This is a genomic window from Sphingomonas sp. 2SG, assembly GCF_005503285.1.
Lineage (GTDB): Bacteria > Pseudomonadota > Alphaproteobacteria > Sphingomonadales > Sphingomonadaceae > Sphingomonas > Sphingomonas taxi.
Genome location: NZ_SCMZ01000047.1, coordinates 20108 through 30807, shown reverse-complemented (window position 1 = coordinate 30807; position 10700 = coordinate 20108). Strand labels below are relative to the sequence as shown.

At 69.0% G+C, this 10700-nt stretch carries 7 protein-coding genes; 3 read left to right on the top strand and 4 right to left on the bottom strand.

The window, feature by feature from the left end; translation table 11 throughout:
- The coding region (gene mqo, locus FFS23_RS16180) for a malate dehydrogenase (quinone) (protein ID WP_137899407.1) at positions 1-1666 on the bottom strand (1666 nt) is incomplete at its 3' end.
- Positions 1667-1994: 328 nt separating this feature from the next.
- Here mqo and FFS23_RS16175 point away from each other — a divergent pair.
- Both FFS23_RS16175 and FFS23_RS16170 read left to right on the top strand, forming a co-directional pair.
- Positions 1995-3677 (top strand): sensor histidine kinase, encoded by a 1683-nt coding sequence (locus tag FFS23_RS16175; RefSeq protein ID WP_137899406.1) that lies wholly within the window; start codon positions 1995-1997, stop codon positions 3675-3677.
- On the top strand, positions 3674-4963 hold the full coding sequence (locus tag FFS23_RS16170; RefSeq protein ID WP_137899405.1) for a sigma-54-dependent transcriptional regulator: 1290 nt from the start codon (positions 3674-3676) through the stop codon (positions 4961-4963). Before FFS23_RS16175 ends, FFS23_RS16170 begins: the two co-directional genes overlap by 4 nt.
- Before the next feature lie 46 nt (positions 4964-5009).
- Here FFS23_RS16170 and FFS23_RS20210 read toward each other — a convergent pair whose 3' ends face one another.
- The 3 genes from FFS23_RS20210 to FFS23_RS16160 form a co-directional block, all read right to left on the bottom strand.
- Positions 5010-5150, bottom strand: coding sequence for a hypothetical protein (locus FFS23_RS20210; protein ID WP_171009525.1), 141 nt, complete (start codon positions 5148-5150; stop codon positions 5010-5012).
- A gap of 125 nt (positions 5151-5275) precedes the next feature.
- Entirely contained in the window at positions 5276-6262 is a 987-nt protein-coding gene (locus FFS23_RS16165; RefSeq protein WP_249340718.1) for an SDR family oxidoreductase, read from the bottom strand.
- Positions 6263-6361: 99 nt separating this feature from the next.
- Entirely contained in the window at positions 6362-9232 is a 2871-nt protein-coding gene (locus FFS23_RS16160; RefSeq protein WP_249340717.1) for a TonB-dependent receptor domain-containing protein, read from the bottom strand.
- A 250-nt stretch (positions 9233-9482) separates the two neighbouring features.
- Between FFS23_RS16160 and FFS23_RS16155 the strand changes: the two genes are divergently transcribed.
- Positions 9483-10679: a multidrug effflux MFS transporter gene (locus FFS23_RS16155; RefSeq protein WP_137899409.1), complete on the top strand. Its 1197-nt coding sequence runs from the start codon at positions 9483-9485 to the stop codon at positions 10677-10679.
- Positions 10680-10700 lie beyond the last annotated feature (21 nt).

Here is a 10700-nt window from a genome sequence, read left to right as displayed (position 1 = left end):
GGCGCGGCCGGGTGGCGACATGGACCGCGGGCGGCGGCGTCGTCAGTTGCAGCGCGTCGCTGGTCTGCGCCCATTCCTGCGCGAGCAAGTCGGGATGATCATTGAGCGCGATCCCGTAGGACGGCACGATCCTGCGCAGGCTGTCCTGCCACGCCGGGGTCGCGAGCCGCTTGGGGAAGACCGTCTTGAGCAGGTTCAGCATGATCGCCGGCGCGGTTGACGCCCCCGGCGACGCGCCGAGCAGCGCCGCGATCGAGCCGTCCTTCGAAGCGACGATCTCCGTCCCCAGCTTGAGCACGCCGCCCTTCTCGGGATCGCGCTTGATGATCTGCACGCGCTGGCCGGCCTGCCACAGCTTCCAGTCTTCCGCGCGCGCACCGGGCAGATATTCGCGCAGCGCCTTCAGCCGGTCCTCGTCGGACATCATCAACTGGCCGGCGAGATATTCGACCAGGTCGAAATTGTCCCAGCCGACCGCCATCATCGGGCGGAAATTGTCGAGCGTCACCGACGCCGGCAGGTCGAAATACGAGCCGTGCTTGAGGAACTTGGTCGAGAAGGTGGCGAACGGCCCGAACAGCAAGGCGCGGCGCTTGTCGAAATAGCGCGTGTCGAGATGCGGCACCGACATCGGCGGCGAGCCGACCGCGGCCTTGCCATAGACCTTGGCGAGGTGACGGTCGGCGATCTCGGGCTTTTCGGAGACGAGGAACGAGCCGCCGACCGGGAAACCGGCGTAATTGTCGGCTTCGGGAATCCCCGAGGCCTGCAGGATCGGCAGCGCACCGCCACCGGCGCCGGCGAAGACGAAGCGCGCGTTGATGATCCTTTTGCCGCCGCCGTTGGTCGCCTCGGCGGTGACGCGCCAGCTCTTGTCCGCATTGCGTTCGAGCTTGCGCACCTCGTGGCCACTGGTCAGCGTCACGCCCGGCTGGCGGCTGAGCGACGTGATATATTGCCGCGTCACCTCGCCCCAGTCGCAATCGGTGCCGAGCGGCGAGCGCGTCGCCGCCAGCGGCAGGCCGCCGCTGCGCCCCTCCATCATCAGTGGCACCCATTGGCCGATCTGATGCGGATCGGTGGTGAACTCCATCCCCGAGAACAACGGGCTGGCGCCGAGCGCCGCATGCCGCTTGCGCAGGAATTCGACGTTCTCGCGGCCCCACACCAGATTCATGTGCGGCGTCGAGTTGATGAAGGCGCGCGGGTCGCTGAGCACCCCGGCGCGGAGCTGGTGGCTGAGGAACTGGCGGGTGATCTGCCATTGCTCGTTGATCTCGATCGCCTTGGCGATCTCGACGCGGCCGTCGGCGGCGTTGACCGGCGTATAGTTGAGCTCGCACAGCGCCGAATGGCCGGTGCCGGCGTTGTTCCAGCCATCGGAACTCTCGCCGGCGGCGCGGTCGAGCCGCTCGACCATCTCGATCGTCCACGTCGGTTCGAGCTGGCGCAGCAGCACGCCGAGCGTCGCGCTCATGATGCCGCCGCCGATCAGCAGCACGTCGACGCTCTGCTCGCTGCGCGCCTGCGCACGCGCCGCCGCCGGCAGCAGCGAGGCGCCCCCCGCGGCGGCGACCGCGCCGATCAGCCCGCGGCGGGTAACGGCGGTAGCCGGGAGAGTCGACGCGTCGGCGGTCGGGGCCAGCTCGCGGGGGTCGGAGTGCATCGCATGATCCTTCTGCAGCCGCTTGCGGTACGACGTCGCGGCAGGACGCGGATCGCAGCGGGGCGTGTCCACGGCCGCGACCGGCGAATCCGGACGGCCGATGCCGCATCGCTCCGGCGGAGCCATGCGACCGTATCGACCCGCTTGTGCCCGACCCGCGGATGCGGCCCGCGCAGAAAATGACACTTCGATATAATCGTTCGCACACAACGACTTAGCACCAATCTAGCGTGCGAGGATGGTTAGCAGAGGGCAGGAAATGACACATCCTTTGCGGTGAAAGTGCAACTTCTTGCCACACGGCAGGCGGGCGGGTAGGCATTCGGCCGTGAGTCTCCGCCCTCTGATCCGCGGCTGGCCCTGGCTGGCGGGCGTGCTGTTGCTCGCGATCGCCGCCGCGATCCTCGCCGGCGCGCTCGCGCAACGGCGCACGATCGCGCAGCAGCAGATCGAGGTGACACAGGATGCGCGGCTGCGCGCGGCGCTGCTCGACAGCGAGATCGCCCGTTTCCGGCTGCTGCCGCTCACGCTTGCCAACGATCGCGACATTTCGGCGGCGATCGCCGGCACCGGCGCGGCGCGGCCGGCGCTCAACCGCAAGCTGGAGGCGCTGGCCCGCGTCACCGGCGCGCCGGCGATCTACGTGGTCGGCCCGGACGGCTGGTCGATCGCCGCGAGCAACTGGCGCAGCCCGCGGGCCTTCGTCGGCATCGATTATCATAGCCGTCCCTATGTCCGGCAGGCGGAAGCCCGCGGCGAGGGCAGCCATTTCGCGATCGGCAGCGTCAGCCAGCGCCCCGGCCTGTATCTCGCCGCGCGGACCGCGACCGGCGGCGTCACCGTCATCAAGCTGGAGTTCGACCGGATCGAACGGGCCTGGGCGCGCAGCGGCGGGATCAGCTTCGTGCAGGACGCCCGGCAGCGCATCCTCGTCACCAGCCGCCCCGGCTGGCGCTTCGCCACCGTGACGCGGGGAACGGCGCCGGCGCGCCGCACGGTGGCACTGGTGCCGCTCGGCGACGGCCGCGTGCGGATCGGCGGTGCGCGGGCGTCCTACGTCGCGCAGATGGTGCCGGTCAGCCAGCCGGGCTGGCAATTGGTGCAGATGCGACCCGTCGATCGCGCGGTCGCGGCGGCGCGGCTGTTCGCCGCGGCGGCGGCGGGGGCGAGCGTCCTCGCGCTCGGCGTCATCGCTTGGGCCATGCGCCAGCGTGTGCTGGCGACGCGTCGCCGCACCGCCGAGCTGGAGGCGGCGGTTGCCGAGCGCACCGCCGACCTGCGTCGCGAGGCCGCCGAGCGCGCGCTGTCCGATGCGCGCGGCGCCGAATTGCGCGAGGCGCTGCGCCAGGCCAACCGGCTCGCATCGCTCGGCCAGATCACCGCCAGCGTCGCGCACGAGACCGCGCAGCCGGTCGCGGCGATCCGCACCTATGCCGAAACCAGTCGCATGCTGCTCGACCGCGACGAGCCCGACGAGGTGCGCGCCAATCTCCGCACGATCGCGCAACTCGCCGACCGGGTCGGCGTGGTGACCGCGCAGCTTCGCGCCTTTTCGCGCCGCCAGACCGACGAACTCCGCCCGGTATCGCTCGCCGAGGTGATCGACGGCGCGCTGCTGATCGTGCGCGAACAGCTCAAGGATGCGGTGCTCGACCGGCCCGCGATCGATCCGGCGCTGATGGTGGTCGGCGGCAAGGTCCGCCTCGAACAGGTGCTGGTCAATCTCGTCCAGAACGCGCTCGACGCACTCGCCGGCCGCGCCGAGCGGCGCATCACGCTGACCCTGGTCGAGGAGGAGTCCCGCGTCCGGCTGCGCGTCGCGGATACCGGGCCGGGCATCGATCCGGCGATCGCCGCCGGCCTGTTCACGCCGTTCAACACCAGCCGCGCGGCGGGTCTCGGTCTCGGCCTCGTCATCGCGCAGGATATCATGACCGACCTCGGCGGCTGGCTGCATCATCTCCCCTCGGCGGGCGGGGCGGTGTTCGAGATCGGGATGCGGCGGGCATGACGACGATCGACAGGACTCCGGTCGTCGCGCTGGTCGACGACGAGCCGGATCTCCGCGCGGCGGCGTCGCAATTGCTCAAGCTGCACGGTTTCGAGGTGCGACCGTTCGCCGACGCACGCAGCGCGTTGCCCGAACTCACCGCCGACTTTCCCGGCATCCTCATCACCGACGTCCGCATGCCGGGCATGTCGGGGCTGGAATTGATGGACGCGGTACGTGGCCGCGACGCCGACCTGCCGGTGCTGCTGCTCACCGGCCATGGCGACATCGGCATGGCGGTGGAGGCGATCAGGAACGGCGCCTGGGACTTCCTGTCCAAGCCGTTCGATCCCGAGGCGCTGGTCGCGGCGGCGGTGCGCGCCGCGACCGCGCGCGGGCTGACGCTGGAGAACCGGCGGCTGCGCGCGCTCGCCGACGAACAGCAGGGCGAGACGCTGATCGGCGACAGCTTCGCGATCCGGCGGCTGCGCGGCATGATCCCGCTGCTCGCCGATGCGCCGCTCGATCTGGTGATCGAGGGCGAGGTGGGGACGGGGCGCGAACATTTCGCGCGGCTGGTGCATCGCGCCGGGCGGCGTGCGCGCCATCGCTTCCTCGTCATCGACTGCGCGACGGTGCCGGTGGCGCTGGTCGAGCGCGAAGTGTTCGCGCGCAACGGCCCGATCGACCGTGCGCATCGCGGCACGTTGTTCCTCGATCATCTCGAAGCCGCCGGACCCGAATTGCAGAACCGGCTGGCGCATTTCGCCGAGAAGCGCGCGCTGCCGCTCGACGGGCGCGATCCGCATGCGGTCGACGTGCGGATCGTCGCCGCGCTGGAGGAGGGGCGGCGCGACCGGATCCTGCCCGGCCTGTTCCACCTGCTCGCCGGCGTACCGCTGCGCCTGCCGCCGCTGTCCGAGCGCAAGGAGGATATTCCGATGCTGTTCGCGCATTTCGCCGCGCGCGCCGCCGAGCGCCATCGCTGCGCGGTGCCGGCGCTGGCCGATCACGCGATGCGGCTGGCAGCGCGGCCATGGCCGGGCAACGTGCTCGAATTGGAGAAAGCGGCGGAGCGCATCTGCCTCGGCCTCGACGATGGCGCGCCGAGCAGCGGCGAACCCGCGTCGCTGCCCGAACGGCTCGATGCATTCGAGCGGGCGACGATCATCGATGCCATCGCCGCTGCGGACGGCGAGATCGCCGCCGCGATCCAGGCGCTCAAACTGCCGCGCAAGACCTTCTATTATCGCGTCAACCGGCTCGGGATCGACCTGCGCGCGATCCGCCGCCAGACCCGTCCGTGACCGGCGTCGGTCGTCTAGGCAACAGGAGAGCCTCGACCCGCTCCTGCTACCGGTCGAACAGGAAGCGGAACCAGCCCTGATACATGCCGCCGATCGCGATCAGGCAGGCGACGACCAGCAGCGCGATCGCGGTATAAGCGACCGGCCCGGGCCGTACCTTTTCCGGACGCTTGCTTCCGTCGCTCATGCCGGGGCCGCCTTTCACCTGCGGTTGCCACGATGGCGCGGATCCTGCCGCAAGCAGGTTACAAATCGCTGACGGTGTCGGGAGAGGGAGACGGCATGCCCTGATCCGGCCTGCCGTCCCACCGGTTACGCCGGCTGGCCGTTGCCGCCGGTCGAGCCGAAGATCTGGCCGGTCGAATAGCTCAGCGCCGGATCGGCGGCGGCGACGTACAGGCCGGCGATCTCGGCCGGCTGCCCCGCACGCGCCAGCGGCGAATCGCCGCCGAAGCTCTTGAGCTTGTCGGGCGTCGCGCCGCCGCTCACCTGCAACGGCGTCCAGAACGGCCCCGGCGCCACTGCGTTGACGCGGATGCCGCGGCTGGCGAGTTGCTTGGCCATGCTTTTGGTGAAGTTGAGCACCGCGGCGCGGGTCAGCGCATAATCGACGATGTCGGGCGAGGGGTTGCCCGCCTGCTCGGACGAGGTGTTGACGATCACCGACCCCGCGCCCATCCGCTCGACCGCCGCCTTGGTCAGCCAGAACGGCGCGTAGACGTTGGTCTTCATCGTATCGTCGAAATCCTCGCTGGAGATATCGGCGATGCCGGGGCGGGTCTGCTGCCGCGCGGCATTGTTGACGAGGATGTCGAGCCCGCCGAGCTGCTCGGCCGCCTGCTGCACCAGCTTGCGGCAGAAGCGTTCGTCGCGCAGATCGCCGGGGATGGCGACCGCCTTGCGGCCCTCCGCGCGGATCAGCGCGACGACCTCGCGCGCATCGGGCTCCTCCGCGGGCAGATAGTTGATCGCCACGTCGGCGCCTTCGCGGGCGTAGGCGATCGCCGCGGCGCGGCCGATGCCACTGTCGCCGCCGGTGATCAGCGCCTTCTTGCCGGCGAGCTTGCCCGATCCCTTGTAGCTCGTCTCGCCATGATCGGGGCGCGGCGTCATCTTGCTGGCCAGGCCGGGCCAGGGCTGGCGCTGCACCGGATAGGGTGGCTTGGGATAAGCCGCGGCGGCGGGCGTCGTGGCAGCGGCGCCGCCGCCGGCCTGGGCGGCGGCGGCAGTTGCGGTGGCGGCGGTGCCGGCAGCCAGCGCTGCCCCCGCCACGAAGGTGCGGCGTGTGGTATCGGTCATGATCGTTACTCCCGGAAAGATCACGACCAGAAGCGTCGACCGAACGGTTCCGTTCCGAACCTTTCGGGCTGCCGACCCCCCGATCGCAGCCCGGTACGGTTACAGACCGTAGGAGAGGCGCAGATAGCCGAACCGACCCGGTATATCGTAGGTGGTCGGGTCGAAATTGTTGAGGCTGCAGCTGAAGCAGGCCGGCGGATCCTTGTCGAAGACGTTGTTGACGCCGAAGGTTAAGGCGAATTTCGCATCGAGCCAGCTCGGGCGGAATTGCAGCTGCGCGTCACCGTACAGCCGGCTCTTCAGCTCGTTCTCCGCCGCGATCTCCTGGACGTTGTCGATATAGCGCGCGGTGATGCTCGCGGTGACCGGGCCGAGTGTCCAGTCGATCGTGCCCAGCCCCTTGAAGTGCGGATAGGCCTGATCGGGCGAACCACGCTCGGTGCCGACATAGTCGGTGGTGGTGAAGCCGTCCGTCGCCGGGGTGCGCTCGGCATATTTGAGCAGGTAATTGCCCGAGACGTAGAGGCCGAAGCGGCCGGCGCCGGTCTCGCCCGAGCGGACGGTCAGCGTCGCGTCGATGCCCTTGGTGCGGACGCCGCCGGTGTTGAGCAGCAGGCCGTTGATCGCGGTGACGATGCCGCTCGGCGCGCGGCGGATCGCGGTGCAGCTGAGCGCGTCACCGGTCTCGGCGCAGCGGCTGAGCAGCACCTGCGCCGGGATCGACGCGATCGCGCCATCGACCTTGATGTCGTAATAATTGACCTCGAGGCTGAGCGCCGAGAGCGTGCCGTTGCGCGCCCAGCGCGGGCTGTAGACGCCGCCGAACAGCAGGGTGCGCGCGGTTTCGGGGCGCAGGTCGGGGTTGCCGCCGGTCAGCACCGGCAACTGGCCCGACGGTTCGGCATAGCTGCCGCTGGCGGGAACGCCGTTGGCGACGCAATTGGCGCGCACCGTGGCGTTCGACGGGAACAGGCCACCCGCCGCGCTGGTGCAGGGATCGTCGATCGTCGCGTCGAAGCGCGACTGCGCGCCATAAAGTTCGCCGATCGACGGCGCGCGCAGCGATTCGGCATATTGGCCGCGCAGCAGCAAATCGTTGAACGGCTTCCACAACGCGCCGCCGCTGAACGTCGTGTTGCTGCCGAAGGTCGAATAATTCGAATGGCGGACCGCGCCGTTCAGCTCGAACGAGGCGATGGCGGGCAGGTCGCGCAGCAACGGCAGGCGGATTTCGCCATAGACCTCGTCGACGTTGAAGCGGCCGCTCGCCGCCTGCGCGGGGATGTCGGCGCCCAGGCCCGCCTGGATGATCGGATCGGGGGTGAAGCTGCCGAACTGGTAGCGATGTTCGTAGCCTACCGCGATGCCGACCGGGCCGCCGGGCAGGTCGAACAATTCGCCCGACAGATTGGCGGTGTAATCGTTGAGCGTCTGGCGGCTACGATCGCGCTCGTCGAAGCCGATATAGCCGAGCATCGCCGGGGTGATCGAGCCGACGCCGCCGAAGAAGTTGAACGGCACGCATTCGTCGGTGCACTGGCTGACCGGGCCGATCGCGCGGGCGAGGCGAGCGGCGTTGATGTTGCCGGTGAACAGCTGCTTGGCGTCGTTATAGCCGAGCACCGCATTGACGTCCCAATACCAGTTGCGGTCGAACATCCGGAACTTGCCGTCGAGCGTGCCGGTCAGCGACATCGTGTCGACCTGCTGGCTGTAGGTGCGCTGCCCCGCCTCGACCAGGCGGCGGAAGATCGCGGTATAATTCTGGCCGGGGGTCAGCGTGACGCCGAACGGATTGTACGGATTGGTGGCGTCCACGGACAATCCGTCGAGCATGTTGCCGTTGCCGACGTCGGGACCGATGCCGAGCGGCAGGAAGGCCGCCTGATTTTGCGAATTGCGCCGGTTGTAGACCGCCTTCACGCTGAGGTTGATCGCGTCGGAGAAGCGCGCGCGGGCGTTGACGAAGCCGCCGAAGCGCTCGACCGGGGTCAGGAAGTAATTGAACGGCGCGAAATTGTAGCGGTCGGCGGCGGTGAACGCCTTGAAGTCGCCGGTCGCCAGCGTCGGGTCGTAGACCGGGCGGCCGCTGGCGACGGGGCCGCGCAACGTGATGTTCTGGCCGTTGACCAGGAAGCGGCCGAGCGGGGTGAAGCTGGAACAGCCGCCGATCGGGTCCGCACAGCTCGTCTGGCCGGGATTGGGGAATTGCGAGATGCTGCGGTTCGCGGCGCTGACCGATTCCTGCTTGGTGTAATAGCCGCCCGCGACGACATGCACGTCGTCGCCGCCGACGCCGTAGCTGAGCTGGTAATCCTGCGTCTTGCCGTCATTGTCGCCGAGGAACTGGCCGTATTGCGCCGAGCCCTTGAAGCCCTTCTGGCTCTGCTTGGTGATGATGTTGACGACGCCGGCGATCGCGTCCGAACCATATTGCGGCGAGGCACCCGATTGCAGCACTTCGACGCGTTCGATCATCGACGAGGGGATCGAGTTGAGATCGACGGTGGCGGGGATGCCGCTCGCCGAGGCGCCGTTGACGAAGCGCAGCCCGTCGACCAGCACCAGGGTGCGCTTGGCACCGAGATAGCGCAGGTCGAGCACCGCCGAGCCGGCACCGACGCCGCCGCCGTCGGGCGGGTTGCCGAAATTGCCCGAGCTGTTGAACTTGGAGTTGAGCCCGCCCGACGAGGCCGGCAGCCGCTGCAGCACGTCGGCGATCGAGGACAGGCCGGTGCGCGCGATCGCGCTATCGTCGATGGTGACGACCGGGGAGGGCTGGTCGAGCGGATCGCGGCGGATGCGCGATCCGGTCACGACGATGTCCTCGGCGGGGGCCTCGGTCGCGGCGGGGGCGGTCGGCGTCTGCGGATCGGTCGCCAGCTGCGCGGCGGCGACCTGCGCCGACAGTGCCAGCCCGGCCATCATCGCCAGGCTCGACGATCGCATCATCCACGTCGTTGCACGCATTGCTCATTCCCCTTGTCTTGCGCCCTTTGCGGCGTCGCAGGAGGAATATGCAGGATTGTTGCCGCGCGGCCATATCGCAGCGCCGGGCAAGAACCATAATGGCAATATTTCGGTAACGATGTTGCTGCGCGGTAACAGGCCGGAGCGCATAATGCATAGATTTACAGCAGTTTGCCCGGTCCCTGCCTTGTGATGCGGCACGATGCCGCCGATAGGCGCGGCCATGACCGATCATCCCGCGCCACCCGGCATGCACCCGCGCGAGTTCGTCGCGTTCATCGCCGCCGTGATGGCGGTCAACGCATTGGGCGTCGACCTGATGCTGCCGGCGCTCGCCGACATCGGCCGCGACCTGCTGGTGAGCGCGGCCAACCACCGGCAATGGGTGGTGACCGTCTACATGGTCGGCTTCGGCGCCGGCCAGCTCGTCTACGGGCCGCTCGCCGACCGGCTGGGGCGGCGGCCGGTGCTGATCGCGACGCTGCTCGGCTTCATCGCGGCGAGCGTCTTCGCGGCGAGTTCGGTGACCTTCGCCGCGCTGCTCGGCGCGCGGCTGTTGCAGGGGTTGATGTCGGCCTCGACACGCGTGCTCGCGGTCGCGATCGTCCGCGACGGCGCCTCGGGCCGGCAGATGGCGCGGACCATGTCGATCGCGCAGATGATCTTCTTCATCGTGCCGATCCTCGCGCCGACGCTCGGCCAGGGGCTGCTCGCCTTCGGGCCGTGGCGGTTCATCTTCTACGCGCTGGGCGGGTTCGCGGCGTTGGTGCTCGCCTGGTCGCTGGTCCGCCTGCCCGAGACGCTGCCGGTGGCGCGGCGGCTGCCGCTGTCGCTCGCCAACCTGCGGCAGAGCTATCGCCTGACGCTGACCAACCGCTATTCGATCGGCTATGCGATCGCCGCGGCGCTGACCTTCGGCGGGATCATCGCCTTCGTTTCCTCGGCGCAGCAGATCTTCGTCGACGAATTCGGCGCAGGCCGGCGGTTCACCTTGTTGTTCGCGATCTGCGCCTTTTCGATGGGCGTTGCCTCCTTCGCCAACAGCCGGCTGGTCGAGCGGCTGGGGACGCGGCTGATCTCGCAGACGGCGGTGCTGGCGCTGATCGCGTTGTCGGTCGTCCACCTGATCGTCATCCAGGCGGGGCAGGAGACGCTGACCAGCTATATGATCCTGCAGGCGCTCAGCATGACCTGCATCGGCCTGTGCGGATCGAACTTCGGCGCGATGGCGATGGAGCCGGTCGGCCATATCGCCGGCACCGCCTCGTCGGTGCAGGGCTTCATCACCAGCATCGGTGCGGTGCTGGTCGGCTCGGCGATCGGCCAGTCCTATGCCGGCACGACGCTGCCGCTGGCGATCGGCTATCTGCTGATCGGCGTTGCGGTGCTTGCGCTGATCTGGGTGGTGGAGAAGGGCGAGCTGTTCCGGCCGCGGATGGCGGGTTAGCGGGATCGCTTGACCTCTGTA

Coding starts and splice junctions, on each gene's coding strand:
- FFS23_RS16170 (WP_137899405.1), top strand. CDS start 3,674: ATGACGACGATCGACAGGACTCCGGTCGTCGCGCTGGTCGACGACGAG.
- FFS23_RS20210 (WP_171009525.1), bottom strand. CDS start 5,150: ATGAGCGACGGAAGCAAGCGTCCGGAAAAGGTACGGCCCGGGCCGGTC.
- FFS23_RS16165 (WP_249340718.1), bottom strand. CDS start 6,262: ATGACCGATACCACACGCCGCACCTTCGTGGCGGGGGCAGCGCTGGCT.
- FFS23_RS16160 (WP_249340717.1), bottom strand. CDS start 9,232: ATGCGTGCAACGACGTGGATGATGCGATCGTCGAGCCTGGCGATGATG.
- FFS23_RS16155 (WP_137899409.1), top strand. CDS start 9,483: ATGCACCCGCGCGAGTTCGTCGCGTTCATCGCCGCCGTGATGGCGGTC.